Origin of the sequence: Kitasatospora sp. NPDC059747, from assembly GCF_042732955.1 — a bacterium.
Lineage (GTDB): Bacteria > Actinomycetota > Actinomycetes > Streptomycetales > Streptomycetaceae > Kitasatospora.
The window spans coordinates 1-16,983 of the sequence record NZ_JBHWGV010000101.1; the positions used below are offsets into that span (position 1 = coordinate 1).

17 protein-coding genes are annotated in these 16,983 nt (G+C 72.0%); 6 read left to right on the plus strand and 11 right to left on the minus strand.

Annotated features, from left to right (window positions below; genetic code table 11):
• Positions 1–1,722: 1,722 nt before the first annotated feature.
• Both ACFV4G_RS33045 and ACFV4G_RS33050 read right to left on the minus strand, forming a co-directional pair.
• Complete coding sequence (locus tag ACFV4G_RS33045) at positions 1,723–2,010, minus strand: hypothetical protein (RefSeq protein WP_380445861.1); 288 nt, start codon at positions 2,008–2,010, stop codon at positions 1,723–1,725.
• A 362-nt stretch (positions 2,011–2,372) separates the two neighbouring features.
• On the minus strand, positions 2,373–2,687 hold the full coding sequence (locus tag ACFV4G_RS33050; RefSeq protein WP_380445862.1) for a hypothetical protein: 315 nt from the start codon (positions 2,685–2,687) through the stop codon (positions 2,373–2,375).
• Between the two features lie 174 nt (positions 2,688–2,861).
• Between ACFV4G_RS33050 and ACFV4G_RS33055 the strand changes: the two genes are divergently transcribed.
• Positions 2,862–3,023 (plus strand): hypothetical protein, encoded by a 162-nt coding sequence (locus ACFV4G_RS33055; protein ID WP_380445863.1) that lies wholly within the window; start codon positions 2,862–2,864, stop codon positions 3,021–3,023.
• A gap of 531 nt (positions 3,024–3,554) precedes the next feature.
• Here ACFV4G_RS33055 and ACFV4G_RS33060 read toward each other — a convergent pair.
• The 3 genes from ACFV4G_RS33060 to ACFV4G_RS33070 all read right to left on the minus strand — a co-directional run bounded on the left by ACFV4G_RS33060 (position 3,555) and on the right by ACFV4G_RS33070 (position 5,853).
• Positions 3,555–3,731 (minus strand): hypothetical protein, encoded by a 177-nt coding sequence (locus ACFV4G_RS33060; RefSeq protein WP_380445864.1) that lies wholly within the window; start codon positions 3,729–3,731, stop codon positions 3,555–3,557.
• Positions 3,732–4,049: 318 nt separating this feature from the next.
• The gene (locus tag ACFV4G_RS33065; protein WP_380445865.1) at positions 4,050–5,009 is read right to left on the minus strand and encodes an RNA polymerase sigma factor; all 960 of its coding nucleotides are present in this window, start codon (positions 5,007–5,009) and stop codon (positions 4,050–4,052) included.
• Positions 5,002–5,853 (minus strand): hypothetical protein, encoded by an 852-nt coding sequence (locus ACFV4G_RS33070; protein ID WP_380445866.1) that lies wholly within the window; start codon positions 5,851–5,853, stop codon positions 5,002–5,004. Before ACFV4G_RS33070 ends, ACFV4G_RS33065 begins: the two co-directional genes overlap by 8 nt.
• Before the next feature lie 241 nt (positions 5,854–6,094).
• Here ACFV4G_RS33070 and ACFV4G_RS33075 point away from each other — a divergent pair, with 241 nt between their 5' ends.
• Positions 6,095–6,319, plus strand: a complete 225-nt coding sequence (locus ACFV4G_RS33075) for a hypothetical protein (RefSeq protein ID WP_380445867.1) — start codon at positions 6,095–6,097, stop codon at positions 6,317–6,319.
• A 239-nt stretch (positions 6,320–6,558) separates the two neighbouring features.
• Positions 6,559–6,825, plus strand: coding sequence for a hypothetical protein (locus ACFV4G_RS33080; protein WP_380445868.1), 267 nt, complete (start codon positions 6,559–6,561; stop codon positions 6,823–6,825).
• Between the two features lie 263 nt (positions 6,826–7,088).
• Here ACFV4G_RS33080 and ACFV4G_RS33085 read toward each other — a convergent pair whose 3' ends face one another.
• The 4 genes from ACFV4G_RS33085 to ACFV4G_RS33100 all read right to left on the minus strand — a co-directional run bounded on the left by ACFV4G_RS33085 (position 7,089) and on the right by ACFV4G_RS33100 (position 10,609).
• A complete protein-coding gene (locus tag ACFV4G_RS33085; protein ID WP_380445869.1) occupies positions 7,089–7,766 on the minus strand; it encodes a replication-relaxation family protein in 678 nt (225 codons plus the stop codon).
• 44 nt (positions 7,767–7,810) lie between these two features.
• Positions 7,811–8,377, minus strand: coding sequence for a hypothetical protein (locus ACFV4G_RS33090; protein WP_380445870.1), 567 nt, complete (start codon positions 8,375–8,377; stop codon positions 7,811–7,813).
• Between the two features lie 209 nt (positions 8,378–8,586).
• On the minus strand, positions 8,587–9,438 hold the full coding sequence (locus ACFV4G_RS33095) for a hypothetical protein (RefSeq protein WP_380445871.1): 852 nt from the start codon (positions 9,436–9,438) through the stop codon (positions 8,587–8,589).
• A 175-nt stretch (positions 9,439–9,613) separates the two neighbouring features.
• The gene (locus ACFV4G_RS33100; RefSeq protein ID WP_380445872.1) at positions 9,614–10,609 is read right to left on the minus strand and encodes a helix-turn-helix transcriptional regulator; all 996 of its coding nucleotides are present in this window, start codon (positions 10,607–10,609) and stop codon (positions 9,614–9,616) included.
• Positions 10,610–10,784: 175 nt separating this feature from the next.
• Here ACFV4G_RS33100 and ACFV4G_RS33105 point away from each other — a divergent pair, with 175 nt between their 5' ends.
• Genes ACFV4G_RS33105 through ACFV4G_RS33115 form a run of 3 tightly spaced genes read left to right on the plus strand, consistent with a single transcriptional unit; the run spans position 10,785 to position 13,302 of the window.
• Complete coding sequence (locus ACFV4G_RS33105) at positions 10,785–11,582, plus strand: VOC family protein (RefSeq protein WP_380445873.1); 798 nt, start codon at positions 10,785–10,787, stop codon at positions 11,580–11,582.
• Entirely contained in the window at positions 11,579–12,529 is a 951-nt protein-coding gene (locus ACFV4G_RS33110; RefSeq protein WP_380445874.1) for a Gfo/Idh/MocA family protein, read from the plus strand. Before ACFV4G_RS33105 ends, ACFV4G_RS33110 begins: the two co-directional genes overlap by 4 nt.
• A gap of 59 nt (positions 12,530–12,588) precedes the next feature.
• Complete coding sequence (locus ACFV4G_RS33115; RefSeq protein WP_380445875.1) at positions 12,589–13,302, plus strand: NADPH-dependent F420 reductase; 714 nt, start codon at positions 12,589–12,591, stop codon at positions 13,300–13,302.
• A 208-nt stretch (positions 13,303–13,510) separates the two neighbouring features.
• Here ACFV4G_RS33115 and ACFV4G_RS33120 read toward each other — a convergent pair whose 3' ends face one another.
• Positions 13,511–15,841 (minus strand): Helicase associated domain protein, encoded by a 2,331-nt coding sequence (locus ACFV4G_RS33120; RefSeq protein ID WP_380445876.1) that lies wholly within the window; start codon positions 15,839–15,841, stop codon positions 13,511–13,513.
• 61 nt (positions 15,842–15,902) lie between these two features.
• Positions 15,903–16,589, minus strand: coding sequence for a hypothetical protein (locus ACFV4G_RS33125; protein ID WP_380445877.1), 687 nt, complete (start codon positions 16,587–16,589; stop codon positions 15,903–15,905).
• Positions 16,590–16,983: the final 394 nt, after the last annotated feature.

Consider the following 16,983-nt stretch of genomic DNA (forward strand, 5'->3'; position numbering starts at 1 on the left):
AGAGTCGGAGGAAGCGGAAGATGTGTAGAAGAGACAGCCGGGCGGGGCCTCATGTAAGGGGTTGTCTGGCACGGGCCTCCGGCCCGCCATGATCGGCGTTGACGATGTGACGCGAATTTCGGGTAGATGGCCCTCCCTCCGGTCGGCCCCGGAGCCGTTGACGATGTGACGCGAAATTCCGATAGAGGGCCCTCCCCTGACGGGGCGGGCGATATCCGGCGCGGCACCGTTCACGATTTGACGTGAATTCCTTGTGGCTGCGTCGGGCCCCGGAGGGAGCGGCCTCCAGCGGGGCACCCGGGGCTGCGCCCCGGAGACGTCGCGGAGGTGGCCGGCGGCCCCTGCCGACGTCCTCGCCCCCCCGGGGGGGCCGCAGGCCATCGCCTGGCCTGGCCGGGGCGGGGCCGGGCGGGGCGCAGCCCCGGGTGACGGCCTTTGACCAGGCCTTCAGGCGCCTGCGGCGCCCCGACGTCAAAGATGCAAGAGGTGTCGGGCACTCGGCTCCGTCTGTGGGGCCCGCACGGATAGGGCGGGGCGGCGTCGTCCCCGGCCCCCGAGACGTGCTGCACGGGCCTGCGGCCCGCCCCTGGAAACCCTCCGCACACCACGGCGGGGCCACCTCGGGGAAACGCCCAGGGGCCGCACCTTCCACAGCCGGAGAACACCATCGGGCCCCGGTGTGGCCCGGCCCTGCCAACACCCCGTCACGGAGCAGCGACGGGCTATGGACAGCGTCCGCATAAACGAGCACGAGTGACGCACGGTGACACACGACATCCGCTCCGGGGAATCTCTGGAAACGCGTCATGACGTCACCTGAAGTCCCGCACTGGAAACACGCCATCTCGTCACCTTGAAGAGGCCTGTCCGCCCGACCTGATATCACCTGCCGTCGACATCATGAATAGGCCGGAGAACACAGTGGAAAACACGCCATGAAAGCACCCTGAGAATCCATCACAAACGGGCCTATGGCCCTGCTTCATAACGGGCCAGGTGAGCACTGAACCGGCGCCCCTGCCGACCCGGCGCAGCACCACACGAATACGGGGAAAACGGGGAGGACCTTCGGCGGGGCCGGGGCCTGGCGGCCCCTTGGCGGGGGTGGGGGTGTCGCCTGCGGCGCCCCCGGGCGGGGGAACGTGGCCGGGCCCGGGTGAGCAGGCGGAACGGGGCCTGCGGCCCCCGGGGCGAGGCGGTGGCGGGGCGGTGGCGGGCGCTCGAGCGCGGCGGGACGGCGGTGGCCGGCCTCCTGTCCCGCCCTACTGTCGCGTTCGTTCCACACAAAAGGGATCCCGGGTATCCGGCCACGTCACAGGACACGACAGCACCCGACGAGACAGGGGGTGCGACAGCACCACCGGGGGCGGGGCGCGGCCACCGGGACGACGGCGGCGAGGAGCGGCGGGCGGGCGGGGACGGCCGGCGGCCCCAACTCCCAACCTCGGTCACTTCAGTCCCTGACACCACCCTGACCAGCACAAACACCCAGCACCGAAGCCACCACCAGGGACCAGAACGCCGACCAGGGCCTCGATCGGGCGCAGCCGCCGCCCCCGAAGCGCGGCGACGACGGCGGACCAGGCCCGGCGACGGAACGAGGACGAGGTGCGGCTGGCTGCGCGGTCGGCGGCCGCAGGGGCGACGACGGGCAACCGCCGGGGCCGGCGGCGGAACCGGAGGCGGGCGACGGCGACCGGGACAACGACGGTCCGGCTTGGCTCAGGCGAGACGCTCGGAATTGGGTGAGCAGGCCATATCCTCCCCGCCTCCGAGAAGCTGACCCACGGCGCCCGTCACCGGGTCAACGAAGTACGCACAGGACATGACGGTGATCCACTCCTGGGCATGGCTCCCGCCGTCGTTCAGGGACTCGGCCACGGTGTCATGCTGCGGCGCGGCATGGACCGGGCCCGCACCGACGATCGCGCCGACGCCGGTGACGACGAGAAGCGCCAGCACCCGGCAGGCAAGAACTCGGACACGCACGTGGGGACGGACAGGGGTCATAGCGCACCTCTCATGAACAGGCCCGGACCGAACAGCCGCACATGGCAGACCCGACAACGCCCGCCACCCCACCATCCCTCCAGCGCACACCAGGCACCCACGCGCCGGCGACCAGGCCGGACGGGGGACAGGACAAAAACGCGGCAGGACGACGGCGAGCCGACCACCCCGGACGGCACCTGACCGCCGTCGGCATCGACGACGACCGGGCGCAGCCGGCGGCCCCGTCAACGGCGGGCGACACGGCCGGGACAACGCCGAGCAACAGCCGGGGCCGGCGGCCCACTGAACGACGGCGACCGGGACGACGACGTCCTGGTGGTCACCGACGAGGACGACGCCCAGGACGCCGAGCCAGACGCTCAGTCAGCCGCCTGCCCCTTCGACGCGCGGCGCCGTAGCGTCCAGCGCAGAACGGCAACCTCGGCGAGTGCGACGAGGACGACCAGGGCGTTGAAGGCCGGGTCGCTCAGCGTCCCGCCAACACCGGTCGCGACCAGCGGAAGCGCCGCCGGTGCAGACGCCACCGCAAAGCCGACCGCAGGCAACTCACCGGAGCCAGACAAAGGATCGGCCCAGGGCTGCACCGTCGTCCAGACCCCGAGCACGATGAGCAACACGGCATACCCAAGAAAGACGGTGCGGCCGACGGTAAAATGTCTGGAGCGAGCGGTCATGGCGAGATGCTGCCACGTGCCGACACGCAGGCGCGCGACGGGTCCTGACCGAGCCGCTACCGCGCCCTCACAGCACGCGACACGTCAGGGGCGGGGCGGCGGTACGCTGCGCCGCGGGACTGTCGGAGTCGACACCGGTCGCAGATCCGGCGGCCACGGGGAGGGGGGAGTGCGATGAGGCATCTGATCGGCTTCTTGGTGTTCCTGTCGGGCATGGTGGGCCTGCTCGTCGCCTCGAAGGGCGTGCGCGGCTGGGACAACTGGAGCCGCCGCCAGCGGATCGGCGCCGCCGTCTCCGGGGTGCTGATCCTGGTGGGCCTGATCGTTAAGGAGTAGCGGGCAAACGGCGGCCGCCCGGCGGTGCCCAGCAGGCCCGGACGGCAGCGCAGCGGGACGACGAACGGCCCCGGATGGCGCCGCAGCACCAGCCAGGACACAACAGGCCCGGGACGGCGGCACAGCGAGGCGGGCTCAGGCACAGCCACCGGGGGACGGCGGGCCCAGCCTGGACAACGGCGACCGAGCAAAGCGCAACAGGCCCGGACGACGCGGTACCCAACCTGGCCCCACCAAACCGAACACCGACCCCCGCCACCGCAATTCCGACTCGAATTCAGAACACCACCGGAAGCCGATCCGCCAAAACATCCATACGGAATTACCGGCGGAATTCGCCCCGGAATACACACCCAACAACACCTCACCGGCCCCGCCAGCGGCCGACCCGCCCCCCGACCCCACCAACCACCACACACAGTCACCAACCCCGCCCAGCCAACACCACCCGCCAGACACCCCCGACAGGCACACTAAAGGTCCAGACAACCAAGCGAGAGAGGCCATTTCGCGCCCACCACCACCAACAGGTCACACCCGGCGGCCCCTCGCCGGGTAGAGCTTTGGGTGCAACACGCGGTCCTCCCACCACGGATCGTCCGGAGCGGAGACCAGCGCGGCCACCAGCCCGCACTTGGTCGGGACCGGCAGCACCAGCAGGCCTAAGTCCTCTGCGGCGCGGGCCTGCACGCACTCGGGGCACTCCAACCGGCCCGGCCGCACCTTCTCCTGCGGCGCCAGCTCCGAGCCCGCCGTCCCCCCGATCGAACCCCGACACGTCCAACACGGCCACAGCCCCGCCTGGACGACGGGCGGGATGATGCCTCGGCCCGCCCCGGGCCGACCGGTTGCGCCTGAGGCGGAGTCCACCGCGCCCGGCGCGGACCTGGTCTGCCCGACCGTACCGCGCGAGGGAGCAGTGCCGGCCGTCCGTCGGGCGCGCCACCGGATCATGGTCCAGGCACTCCCGCTCGATCTCTTCAGCCTCCTGCTGAAGGAGTTGGTCGACGTCCACCTCGTCGTTGTTCATGCATCGTCGGAGAGAAGAAGGTGCTCGAGCGAACGGCAGCCCAGGCTGTAATAGGTGCGCGCAGTGGTCTGGGTGATGCCGAGGAGCTCGGCAATGTCGTGGTACGACTCATGGGTCTGGCGCAGTCTCACCACCTCGGCCTGAATCGGGGAGTGCTCGGCCAGGCGCGCCATCGCGCGCGCGAGCAGGTCACGCTTGGCGAACTGGTCGATCTCGGTGGACTCCTGGCCCGGCAACTCGCTGATTGGCTCCAGGCCCAGGTCGACCAGGTTCCGCCGGATCCTGGCGTGCTGACGCAGCACGTCGTGCACCGCTTCCTTGACCACGTCGAATGCGAACGCGCGCAGATCCTGGCTGGACAGTGCCCGGGCCCAGCGGCGGTACAGCACCAACCCCGCGTTCTGCACCGCATCCTCCGCGTCTGCGCGGTGGCCCAGCCGCTGGTGGGCGTAGCGCAGCCAGGCCGGGTGCTCACTGGTGAAGAACGCCGCGAAGTCGACCTGCAGCTGCTCGACGGCGGCGGATTCCTGCATTACCGGGTCCGATTGCTGACCGTTCCCCTCGGCAGGCTTGACGTGGATCTCCGCTCTCCGCGGCAGTCCACGAAGCTCCGTCTCGATCGACACAGAAGTGATAGGTCCCGGCTCGGCGGGCGTGGCCTTGGAGCGTTCCGGCTGGTGGGGGTCGATACCCCAATCGCGGAGAAGCTCGGCGGCGCGTATGAAGGCGTTCGCTGCGGTGGAGCCCTCCAGAGAATGCAGCAGTTCCGTCAGCTCCTGCAGCGCGTTCTCGCGGGTGGCGGCGCGGTCCGCGTGGGCGATGATGTTGCGCAGCTCGGTGATCCGACGCACGACGGCGGCGCGCGCCGGGAGGGTGCTCGCACGCAGTCGGCGGGCTCCGGGGGAACCGAGAGAGGATCGTTCGAGCAGGGCGTCGAAGTCCTGGTCGTCAGTCACGGTCCGGCTCCTTGCTCTGCTTGGCCTTGGCGCGCCAGCGCCACCGGTAGAGCAGCCCCTCGACGACCCGTACGGTCGCGGCGCCCAGGACCTCGCGGATCTCCTCCTGCGAGTAGCCGTCGATGACCATGGCCACCGCCGCCCTGGTCCGGGGGTCGTCGATGTCCTCCAGATCCGCGACCACTCGCAGGTTGCCCAGCACCTCGTCGGCGACGCTCAGGGCGCGGACTGGCTCCTGGGTGACGGCCTCCTGGCGCCGCAGGGCCCGAGACTGCCTCCCCTCGCTGGCCCGCCAACGCCGGAACTCGTTCGGGAAGTCGTAGGCACAGGCCCCCATGAAGTAGGTGGTGATGCTGGCGCCGCCCTCGAACCGCCAGCCGCCCTCGACGAACGCCTGCTCGCGGAAGCGGGGCAGCGCGCAGGCGATGGTCATGGTGGCCAGCTCCTCCCGGAGGTCGTTGTCGAGGTGCAGCTGCTCCAGCTCCCGTTCGTGGGCCTTGAGGCCGTACCCGCGGGCCGCGACGAGCTTGAAGATGTACCCCGAGTGCATCCACGCCTTCAGCACCGCGATGCCGTACCGGACGAGCTCCTCGACGAACCGGTCGTACCGCCTGCCCGCGAAGCCGTCCCCCGCGAGCAGCTGAACGATGCGCTGGTCGGCCATCCGCCGGTCGATGCTCTCCTGCAGCCGGCGGGCCTCCGGGTCGGGGCGGGACTCCTCGGCGAGTAAGACCTCTGCCGGCACCGGCGCGGCGAGGCCGTTTCTGCTCGGTTGACCTGCGGGTTGTAGGTCCCGGGCGCGCGCCGTGGCCGCGACCTGCCGGCCCGCGTCGTCGCCCTGCATCGCCTCCCCTTCCGGTCGTCTCCCGCCCACCCAGAGGCGCGGGGTCGAGCGTCGGCCTCCGGCCTACTCCCTTCACCTCCGGTGCATGTCCGCCCCCTTGTAGGTGGCCCTCCCCCGTGTACCCCACGGACCTTTTCCAAGATCTTTTAGAGCGGTCGCGGGGAAACTCGTCCGTGGGGTACCGGCTCCGGCGAGACCTACGAGCGGCGTCTGAACCACCGACAGCTCCGTGGAGGAGAAGATGAGTTCGCCCACTCCGACCCCGCCGAACCAGTCCGAAACCGAACCGCTCCTGACGGTCCGCACCGCCATCATCCTCCTGACGGCAGCCGTCATCGGGCTGGTCGCCGGCGGGCTGACTTACCTCGGCACCCGGTCGACGCCCGGCGCGGCGCTGGCCGGGCTGACCGCCGCCGGCGCGAGCGTCGTGGGCCTGCACCAGCTGATCGGACGAGCCGGGGGCTGAGGCCGCAAGAGAGCCGCCGACGACGTCGCGGCCGCGATGATCGACCGCCTCGTCCCCCGCCGGGTGGATTTTCCCGGAAGGCACCACGGAGAAGGGGCAGTTGATGGAAGGCTTTGCGCCAGGCTTCGAGCCGAGGGGAATGCGGGACGCAGACGGACCACGCGCGCAACCACAGTCGGGACGGGGTTCGGAGGTGCTCGGTCCCACCCGACGATGCCGAGAAGCGGGCGGATGTTGCCGTGGTGGCCTCGTTGTACGACGCGGCGATCGACGAGTGCCTGGCCGGCCGGGTGTGCCTGATCATGAGCGAGATCTACGGCGGGTTCCCGGACGAGCTGCTGTCGTACACCCGTCCCGACGCCGCCGCGTTCAACCGCATGGCGACGGTCTACCAGCAGGTGTTCGGCCACCCGACCGACGTCGTCTTACAGGGCCTGCAAGCAGCTGACCGTGGAAGAGCGCGGCACAGCGTGCGTCCGGGCGCTCGGGCTTCTGCTCGCACCTGACCCGCACGAGGCCGGCCTACCCGCTCCGGAGGACTACTGACCGGACTGCGCCGGCCACGAAGACGACGACATCCTTGTCATCACCGACGACAGAATCACCCGCCGCCTAGGGACCCCCGCCTGGCCACCCGCCGTTGATCGACCGTATCGCCCACCAGGCGGAGCCCATCGGGCCGTCTTTCGCCAGCCGCTCCGGCGCCAGCATGGCGTCGCCGTGGTCCCGCCGGAAGTCGTCGCCAAGCCCTCCCGGTAGACAGCGCCCGCTAGTCGAAGCGCAGCAAGCGAGGTCGCAGACTCGTTGGAGTGAACCGTGTCCGTTCTTCTATCTGCCGAATTCTCAGCGGACTTGACTGCCTGCCAGAAGATCTCGGCGGCGAGGGGTGGGTTTCGTGGACGCGGCAAGGGTACTGGTCGTAGGCGGCCCGGTTGTTCGGGTTCTCCAGCGCCTCGATGAGGGAGTGCCGGCCCGAGCGGCCGAAGCGCCACCACACCGGCCCGAGTAGTCCGTGCCCGGCCAGCAGCTCCAGGGTGGTCGCGACGACGGGCACGGCGTCGTCGCACTCGCGCCACCCGTCGTCGTTGTAGTCGCGGACCTCCCTGCGCCATCGGCCGCGCCAGCAGTGCACCGCCCGCTCCGCCGACTCCCGGTCGGCGAGAGCCGGATCGTTGTCGCGGACCCTGGTGCGGAACAGCTCGCGGTACGGGGGGAACTTCGCGGCGACGTCGGCCGGGGCCATGGTCGAGCGGTCGACCTCCACCATCAGCACCGGCACCCCGATCTCCGGGGCCTGCCCCACACCGTCCGGGCGCACCTTGCGCCGCCCGCCCGGCAGCAGGAATTCGGTCTCGGTCGACCAGGACCGCACCGTGCCGACCCCGCCCGCGGCCCCCGGTGCGCGGCCGCCGCGCACGAACGCGGCGATCGTCTCGTTAACGGCCATCGCGTGCTGGGCACCGGAGCACCCGGCACCCCGGGCCGTCGAGCCTATCTCCGAGCGGACCATCCCGAGCACCTGCCCGGCCGTCGCGCTCGGTGCGCAGCTTGGACAGCTTCGCCCCGGCCGGGAGCAGCCGGACGGCGCCCGGCCGCGGTCAGGGTCCACAGCTTCCGGTTGTCCGGCAGCCGCAGCTCCTCCCTCACCCTCCCGGCGGCCTCCAGGTCGGCCAGGGCGTCGCGGGTGGCCTTGTCGTTGTGCTGTCCCGGCAGGACCAGATGCCAGAGCTCACGAGCGGTGGCGCGCTGGAACAGGCCGAGCGACACCAAAACCCCACGCCGCACCGGTTCCGCCGAGTCCGCCTTCCACCACACCTCGGCAGCGGCAGGAAGAGGGTTGTCGCCACGGCTTCGGCCCCTTGTCCGGGGCGGCTGGCCTGCAGAAACGGCCCGGTCGGCCGCCGAGGGCACGGAGGTGCCGGCGGAGGTACCCGCGGAGGCGGCGCCGGGGCCCTTGTCCCGGCCGGGCGAGGCCTTCGCCGACCGGTCGACCTGGTTGTGGTCGGCAGCCTGGTCGCCGTCGTCCGGGTCGGGCGCGGCGAGCGAGGTGGTGGACATCGAGTTGACCTTCCGTCAGCAGCAGGCCGGGACTGGCGCGGTGGCCGTCCCGGCATCCGAGCGAGCGCCCCGGGTGCGGCCGACGATGCACGCCACCCCCTTGTCCGCGGTCTGACCGACCCCCTTGTCCGGCCCCTTGACCAGCGTGTTGTCCCGCCCGATTCGCCCAGGTCTTGGGCCTTGTCCTCCCGGAATGTCCGTGAGCGGGATCACCCCTTGGTACGGGGGAGCAGTCGGCCGGGCGCGATGCCGCCGAGGTCCCGCGCAACGGTGAGGCGCAGCAGGGTGAGGGCGTCGGTGGGGTTGGTGGAGAGCAGGGGGAGGTCGTCGGCGGCGTCGGCGACGGGGTGGCCGTTGATGAGGGCGATCCGGGAGTTGTTGTCGTCGTAGACCTCGGTCCAGCCGAGCAGGCGGCCTCGCCGTTTGAGGGCCTGGACGTTCGGGGCGGTGGGCCAGGTGAGGTGGACCAGGCCGTCGCCGAGGGCGTCGTCGCGGCATGCCTCGCCCAGGCTCCGGTCGGTGGGCGCGGTCCAGCCGGTGGCCTGGCCCAGGGTGAGGTCGGGCATCGGTACCGCGGGCGTGCGGGCGGCGGTGGCCGGGGTGCGGGGCGGGTCGACGTCGGCCAGGCGCCAACCGGGCCGGTGGAATGCGTCCAGGGCGAGGTCGGGGGTGGCGAAGGTCTGGGGCCGGCCCAGGGTCCCCACCACGAACCGGCCAGCCTCGCCGGCACCCTGGTGCTCGACGGCGATCCAGCCGCCCAGCCCTCCCGGGCCCTGCAGCAGCAGCGTGGTCCAGCCGACCGGGACACCTGCGCGCACCAGGAGCCGCGCACCACCCGCCTGCGGGGCGTTCCAGGTGGCCAGCTGCCAGCCCGCGCCGAAGGTGACGCCGAGGTCGTGGTGACGGTCCGGTCGGCCTAAGCGGGCGATCGGGTCGGCGACCGCGCTGCGCAGCGCTGCGTGCCCGTCAGTTTCGGCCGTGGTGCTGCTGCTTTCGCCCCGGGGCGTTTGCGGGGCCGGCGGACAGGCCGCCGCGTCGGCGTCCTTTTCGGACCGGTGCACTTCACCGGCATCCGGACACGGACCGGACGGGGCCGGGAAATCGCTCTGGTCCGTATTCGGGCCGGAGGCGGCCTCGACCTCGGCCATGCGGTGCAGCAGGCGCTGCGGCGCCGGCTGAGCGGACGGCAGGTCAAGGGAGTCGGTCGATTGTGGAGGTCTGGGTGGTCGGGCTCGGTCACCGGTCTGGTTGCTTGTCGTCCGCTGCGCTGAGTGCGCGGGCTGCCCGGAGCAGTTGTCGCCCCAGCTCCTCGATGTGAGGGGCGAGTTCGCTCGGCCCGTGGAGGGTGGCAGTCGGTCCCAGGGTGAGGAGTTGTGCGGCGATGTGGAGGGGGTCGTCGGCGGAGAGGTCGACGGTGGTGGTGTGGGCGTCCAGGGCGTGGAGGCGGTCGGGGAGGGCGCCCGTGCGGGCGCGGACCGTTTCGGCGGGTTCGGGGACGGTGGCGCGGGCGGTGTAGCGGGCGGGGGCGGCGGCGATGGTGGCGGCGACGTGCGCGGCCGGGTCACCGCCGGGCAGTTCGCGTGCCGGGACGCGGTGTCCGGTGGGCGCGGGGGCGGAGAGGCGGTCGACGCGGAAGGTGCGCCAGGCGTCCTTGCCGAGGTCGTAGGCGACGAGGTACCAGCGGCTTCCCGCGGCGACCAGGGCGTGGGGTTCGACACGGCGGGCGGTGGCGTCCGTCGCGTGTTTGGCGCGGTGGTCGAAGGTGACGATCTCGTGGTCGCGGCACGCGGCGGCCAGGGTGGCGAGGGCGGCCGGGTCGGCCCGGGGGCCGCCGCCCGGCGCGAGCGGCACGGTGACGGCCTGGAGGGCCGCTACCCGGTGGCGCAGCCGGGCCGGGAAGACCTGTTCCAGTTTGGTGAGGGCGCGCAGGGCGGTGTCCTCGATGCCGGTGACGCCGCTGGTGGCGGTACGCAGGGCGACGGCGGCAGCGATGGCTTCCTCGTCGTCGAGGAGCAGGGGCGGCAGGTCGGTGCCGGCGGCGAGGCGGTAGCCGCCGGCGTGACCGGTGGTGCCTTCGACGGGGTAGCCGAGTTCGCGCAGGCGGTCGATGTCGCGGCGCACGGTGCGGCCGGTGACGCCGAGGCGGGTGGCGAGTTCGGCGCCGGACCATTCGCGGCGTGTCTGGAGGAGGGAGAGCAGGCGCAGCATGCGGGCGGGCATGTCCTGGGTCATGCCGTTCAGATTGCCATCGTTCTAGGACGTGAGCTGTCCTAAAAGACTCCTAGCGTGGTGGACATACCCGCCGATGACGGACGCGCGGGGTGATCCGTGGGGTGTGACGATCGGCAGGTGCGCGACGGTGCGCCGTCCCCTGCCGGAGGTCCCCCTCGTCGAAGGAGGAATGGTCATGGGTTTCATGGACCCGGGGAACGTCGTGCGGTTCGAGATCGCCACGGCCGACGGCCAGGCCGTCCGGGACTTCTACGGCGCGCTGCTCGGCTGGAGCTTCGCCGCCGACCCGGACTCGTCGGTCGGCGCGGTCGCCTGCATGCGGATCACGGCGCCGGGGACGCCGGTCCCGATGGGCGCGATCCACGAGGACGCCGACGGCCCGGAGGAGCGGGTGGGCGTCTGCGTGGTCTCGGCGGACGTCGCCGCGGACCGGGAGCGGCTGGAGAAGCTGGGTGCGAGCGTCGTCGTCCCGGAAACCAGGGCCCCGGACGGGACTTGGTCCGCCCGGATGGCCGATCCGCGGGGCAACGTGTTCTCGATCGTCGGGGACGGGCCGGGCCGGGAGCAGGACGAGCCGGTGGCGGCCGGGCCGGTGCCCGGTTCGTACGCCTGGTTCGAGGTCGGCACCACCGACTCCGAGGCCACCGAGGAGTTCTACTCCGCGGCGTTCGGCTGGCGGTTCGTGTTCGACGACACCGCGGGCGGCAAGCGGTACCACAACGTCTTCACCGGCAACCGGTGGCCGTCGGGCGGCATGTACGACCTCGGGGCGGACGGTGTCGACTACCTGATGCCCGACTTCCTCGTCACCGACGTGCCGGCCACCACCGCCAGGGCGGTCGGGCTGGGGGCGAAGGTCGAGTTCGGCCCGGACACCAATCCCGACGGCCTGGTCTACTCCCGGATCGTCGACCCGCGGGGCAACCGCTTCGGTTTGTTCTCGATGCCGACCGCCGGGCAGGTGCCGGCGTGAGGATCGCACTGCTGGGCACCGGCTTCGGGCAGGCGCACGCCGCGGTGTACGCGGCGCGGGGCGACGTCGAGGTGGTCGTGTTCGGCCGCGACCGGGAGAAGACCGCCGCGGCGGCGGGGCGGTTCGGATTCGAGGCGTCCACCGACCCGGACCGGGCGTTCGAGGACGCCTCGTTCGACCTGGTCGACATCTGCCTGCCCACCCCGCTGCACGCCATGCATGTGCTGCGGGCGCTGGAAGCCGGCAAGCACGCGCTGGTCGAGCTGCCGATGGCCGACAACCTGGCCGACGCGCGGCGCGTCGTCGAGGCCGCCGAGCGTAGCGGCAAGCAGGTGTTCGTCGACATGTTCGAGCGGTTCGTCCCGGCCAACCGGGCCCTGTTCGACGCCGTGCGCGAGAACACCTACGGGCGCCTGGAACAGCTCACGCTGTGGAACCTGACCGCGCCCCTGTGGCCAGGCGCCAGCCTGGGCCTGCGGACCCTGCCGCTGGAGGCCATGCACAGCGACATGGACATCATCACCCGTACTCTCGGCAGGCCGCACGGCATCGACGTGACCGCCCACGCCCGCGACGAGGACAGCGCCTCCATCGAGGCGACGCTCCGGTTCGACGGCGCGTTCGCCCGCGACTCGGTCTCGGCACTGATGCCCATGGCCTGGGGTGCGCGCGGCGGCTACACGGCCACCTTCACCGGGGGCGTGCTGGAGTCGCTCTCCACGATGGACTTCGACGGCAAGCCGTCCGGCACCGTCACCGCGTACACCGCCGACGGCGCACGGCAGTTGGAGCTGCCGGCCGCCGACCAGTACGCGGCGATGATCGACCACGTGCTGGCCTGCCTGCGCGGCGAGGCCGTCAACGAGATCGCCCCGGCCTCCGTGCTCGACGCGCTGCGGCTCACCCTCGACATCGACCGGCGGGTCAACGGCGAGCGGACCCGGTAGCGCAAGGCCGCCCGTTCCACTCTCACCTCACCTCACCTCACCTCGCAAGGAGTTACCTCATGAAGATCGCAGTCCTCGGCACCGGCGGCGGTGGCCGCGCCCACGCCGCCAAGCTCGCCGAACTCGGCCACCAGGTGTACGTCGGCACCCGCGACCCCGAGGCCACGCTGGCCCGCACCGAGCCGGACATGATGGGCAACCCGCCCTACCGGCAGTTCCTCGCCGACCGCCCCGGCATCACCTTGCTGCCCTTCGGCGAGGCGGCCGGCGCCGCCGACGAGATCGTCATCAACGGCATCGACGGCCACCACGCCCTCGACGCGCTGACCGGCATCGCCGACGCCCTGACCGGCAAGGTCCTCGTCGACTACGCCGTCCCCTACCTCTACGACCACGCCACGGAGCACCCCTGGCCCACCCCGTGGGGCGTCATGCCGAAGCTCGACCCCTGCGACACCGACAGCCTCGCCGAACAGATCCAGCGCGCCCTGCCGGACGTCAGGGTCGTCAAGTCCTTCGTCACCCAGGAACAGGCGACGGTCGTCGACCCCGGCGCGATCGGCGACGGCGACCACAGCATGTTCCTCGCGGGCGAGGACGCCACCGCCAAACACACCGTCACCACCCTCCTCAAGGCGTACGGCTGGAGCGACATCCTCGACCTCGGCCCCCTCGTCGCCGCCCGCGGCATGGAGATGTACGCGCACATGCACAGCGCCATCGGCCTCGCCCTCGGCCTCGGCACGCACTTCGGTGTCAAAGTCGTACGCTGAAGCCCCTCGCGCTCGTAGAGCCCGAACCGCCCAGGCCCGGGTCCGCAACAGCGAGGCCCACGACCGTGATAGCGGGCCGGTGCGGCGGGGTCCGGGTCGGGGCGGGCGGTGTCGGTCATCGCGTGGTACCTCCGGAAGCCGGGAACGAGGTACGGGCGGGCCGTCCTGGCCCGATGTGGGCCGGGACGGCGGGATCTTGCGGGGCGGGTCAGCCGGTGACGGTCTCGGCGTGCCGGTGGAGGGCGTCCAGGAGCGCGGTCTGGTGGTCGGTCAGCTTGCCCTCGGTGCGGGCCTTGTCCTGCTTGCGCAGCCAGGTGCCGGGCCGGAAGGTCGGGTCTGCCTCGCCGCCGGTGCGGTTGGCGGGGCCGTCGAGGGTTCCGCCGGCGGCGAGGTAGGCGAGCAGGCGGCGGTAGGAGCGGTTCCAGTCCGGCTCCAGGCGCCACAGTTCGTCCAGGGCGTCGAGCTTGGCTGCCTGGTCCTTGGTGAGGTTGTCGGCCTTGCGCTGGCGGCGCATCCAGGCGCCCACGGCGTAGTCGTCCAGCTTGGCGGTGGCGGGGATGGCGAGGTGCCCGTGCTGGTGGTGGAACGCGGCGGCGTACGCGGCGCCGCGTTCCCAGGCGTTGGCGTTCTTCGACCAGATCATGCCGAGCGCGTCCAGCTCCGAGACGCGGGCCGGGTCGAGCAGGGCCTGACCGTAGAGGTGGCGCTGGCGGGTGAGCCAGGAGATCAGCTCGGCCTGCTTGGTCTTGTCGGTGGGGTCGAGGTGGCCGTGCTGGAGGTGGAAGACCGCCGCGACCGCGTGCATCCGCTGCCACTCGACCGCGCGCGGGTTGAACGCGCGCAGCTTGACGGTCTGGAGGATCCGGACGGCGTGCTGCCGAGCGTTGATCTTGAGCCACTCGATCGGCGACTCGACCGGGGCCGGCTGCTGCTCGCCCTCCCCGGCCTCGGGGGCGGCCGTGGTCGTGGTGGTGTGCGCGGTGCCCTGGGAGCGGCCGGCGCGCAGTTCGGTGATCCGGCCGACCACTCGGGCGTCGTGCGCGGCCAGGGCGCGCAGGACTCGCCAGATGGTGCGGAAGCTGGAGGCCTCGATCTCGGTGTCGGCCTCGGCCTTCACGGCCTCGCCGGCGTCGTGGACTTCGGACGGGTGGGCGGCGGCGGTGTCGTCGCCGACCTCCGGGGTGGGCAGGTAGACCGGGATGATGACCCAGGACACCTTGCCCTGCCGGTAGGACTGGCGCAGCGCACGGCCGACGGCCTGGACGATGTCGATGACGCTCGACTTCGGGTCCGCGAAGCAGATGGCGTCCACGGCGGCGACGTCGATTCCTTCCGTCAGGAGTCGGCTGTTGCAGAGGATGCCGCACTCCTCGCCGTCGTCGCCGGTGTGGGCCTTGAAGTCGGCGAACGCCGCCCGGCGGTCGCGCAGGCGGTCGGTGCCGGCCACCGCCTTCGCCCAGATCCGCTCCGGGCGCTCCGCGTCCTCCAGCAGTTCGGAGGCGTCCAGCAGGGTGCTCGCGAACTCGCGCGCCGCCGACACCCGGGAGTGGAAGGTGATGACCCTCCTGAGTCCGAGGTCGGCGACCGCGCGCAGCACCGCGATCTGGAGGGCCAGGCGCAGCAGTTCCTCGTTGCTGCGCTGGGAGCGCAGGTCGGCGACGGCGGGGAGGTTGAGGAGCTCGCGCAGGTCCTCGTCGGTGACGACGGGGACCAGGACGCGGTAGTCGGCGAGGTAGCCGTGCTCGATCCCCTGTCCGAGGGTCCAGGTGAACACGGTCTTGCCGTAGATCTCCTCCGAGTCCATGGAGCAGAGCGCGGGCAGCGCCTGGCCGTCGGCGTCGGCGAGGTCGGCCAGGCCGTCCTTTGCCCGCCGGTCGTCGGCGATCCGCGGGGTGGCGGTGAAGTACAGCCGGCGCTTCGCCGGGACTTGGGCGTCGTCGTGGACAGCGGCCCACGCCTTGCCCTCCGAACCGGCGGTGCGGTGGGCCTCGTCGACCACGACCAGGTCCCAGGCCGGGAGCCGGAACTGCTGATGGGCCTGAACGATCCGCTCCAGCGAGGCGTAGGTGGCGTACACGGTCACCGGCTCGCCCGTCTTCTCGGCGACGACCAGGTCGGCGATCCGCGGGGCCTGCGTGGTGACCTGGGCGTGGACGCGCCCGCCGGCCTCCGCGCTCTCCAGCGCCTCCTCCCGCGAACACGCCGCCACCGCCAGCCCCCGACGCCCGCCCCGCAACGACCACGCCTCCGCCGTCTGCTCCAGCAACTCGATCGTCGGCACCAGCACCAGCACCCGACCCTTCGCCGCCAGGCGCCGGGCGCAGCCGGCCGCGATGAGGGTCTTGCCGGAGCCGGTGGCGGCGACCACCGTCGCCCGGCCGCCGTCCTTCACCTCGCGCACCGCGGCCGCCACCGCGTCCTTCTGGAACCAGTGCAGCGGCAGCGGGTTGACCGTGCCGAGCGGCTGCGCCGGGAGTTGTGTCTTTGCCCGGGCGCGCAGCCCGGCTGGCGCGTCCTGCTCAGCGGTGGCGGTCTCCACGGCGGTGGGTCTCCTTCGTGTGCCGGGTGGTGCGGGGCGAGGTGGTGGGCGGGGTGGAGGGCTACTCGTCCTCGTCCTGCTGCGGCAGTTCCGGGATTCCGTCGTGCTCGTCCTCGTGGTGCTTCCACGGGTCGCTGCCGTCGGGGAGCTGTGCCTGGCGCAGGTCGCCGCAGCCGGTCCCGCCGATGCCGCACGCCACCGGCCGGTCGGGGTTTGCCTCGGCGGCCCGGGCGTAGCGGTGGCGGGCCGGGGTGGCGCTGACGCCCAGTGCCTCGCCGATGCGCTCCCAGGACGGGGCCGGACGGCACAGGTCGCGCAGGGCGAGGGTCAGGTCGTCGCTGAGCGCGCTCAGCAGCGTCCGGGCGTCCGTGATCTCGCGCAGCAGGCCGAGCAGGACCTCCGCTTGCTGCGTCTCGGGCGTCTCCCAGCGGCGCGTGCGCCGGCGGGCCAGCAGTTCGGCCGCGGTGAGCGTGGCCTGTGCGTGCAGGGCGGTGGTGCGCCCGAGCGGGACGAGCTCGGGGTTCCAGGTGAGGGTGTGCTCGTCCTTCTGGGCGGCCAGGAGACGGTAGGCCGCGAGGTCCTCGCGGCACTCCGGGCAGGGGACGTCGGCCAGGTCCCCGTCCGCGGCGAACTGCTCGCCGGTCGGGCCGAGTACGGGCCGCCGGCAGAACGTCTGCTTGGGCGTCAGGCCCAGGTGCGGGCCCTGCCCTCCGGCGGCGGCCCTGACGAACGGGTAGAAGGCGGCCATGAACAGCACTCCCCCTGCTACTTATAGCTGAATGTCTGCCAAAATTAGCAGGGCTTGCCTCATGATCGAAGGCGTGCGCAATTAGTCACACAAAGCGACGCGGCTGTGGTGGGGGCCGCTGTGACCGAGTGCCCCAGTTGGCGAGGCTGAGCGCTTGGTGACGAGTCAGTGCCCGGCACCCGTGCGGCTTCCTTCGGGGCTGTGATCGCACCTTCGGACTCGGGTGCTGCCGAACGCCCGGCCAGGGGCCGCCGGTGTGAACCGGCGGTGTGTCAGCTCGGCGGGCAACCGCGGCCCCGCCCGTGTGATCGACAGTGACGGAAGGCGATCCCTCGCCGAGAGACCCTCTTCCCTTTTCTGGAGCTGATCGTGACGTTCCCACTGTCCGAGGTCG

What these genes read in the sequence shown, in the direction of transcription:
- ACFV4G_RS33045 (WP_380445861.1), bottom strand. Translation starts at nt 2,010, where the DNA reads ATGACCCCTGTCCGTCCCCACGTGCGTGTCCGAGTTCTTGCCTGCCGG.
- ACFV4G_RS33050 (WP_380445862.1), bottom strand. Translation starts at nt 2,687, where the DNA reads ATGACCGCTCGCTCCAGACATTTTACCGTCGGCCGCACCGTCTTTCTT.
- ACFV4G_RS33055 (WP_380445863.1), top strand. Translation starts at nt 2,862, where the DNA reads ATGAGGCATCTGATCGGCTTCTTGGTGTTCCTGTCGGGCATGGTGGGC.
- ACFV4G_RS33070 (WP_380445866.1), bottom strand. Translation starts at nt 5,853, where the DNA reads ATGCAGGGCGACGACGCGGGCCGGCAGGTCGCGGCCACGGCGCGCGCC.
- ACFV4G_RS33075 (WP_380445867.1), top strand. Translation starts at nt 6,095, where the DNA reads ATGAGTTCGCCCACTCCGACCCCGCCGAACCAGTCCGAAACCGAACCG.
- ACFV4G_RS33085 (WP_380445869.1), bottom strand. Translation starts at nt 7,766, where the DNA reads ATGGCCGTTAACGAGACGATCGCCGCGTTCGTGCGCGGCGGCCGCGCA.
- ACFV4G_RS33090 (WP_380445870.1), bottom strand. Translation starts at nt 8,377, where the DNA reads ATGTCCACCACCTCGCTCGCCGCGCCCGACCCGGACGACGGCGACCAG.
- ACFV4G_RS33100 (WP_380445872.1), bottom strand. Translation starts at nt 10,609, where the DNA reads ATGACCCAGGACATGCCCGCCCGCATGCTGCGCCTGCTCTCCCTCCTC.
- ACFV4G_RS33105 (WP_380445873.1), top strand. Translation starts at nt 10,785, where the DNA reads ATGGGTTTCATGGACCCGGGGAACGTCGTGCGGTTCGAGATCGCCACG.
- ACFV4G_RS33115 (WP_380445875.1), top strand. Translation starts at nt 12,589, where the DNA reads ATGAAGATCGCAGTCCTCGGCACCGGCGGCGGTGGCCGCGCCCACGCC.
- ACFV4G_RS33125 (WP_380445877.1), bottom strand. Translation starts at nt 16,589, where the DNA reads ATGGCCGCCTTCTACCCGTTCGTCAGGGCCGCCGCCGGAGGGCAGGGC.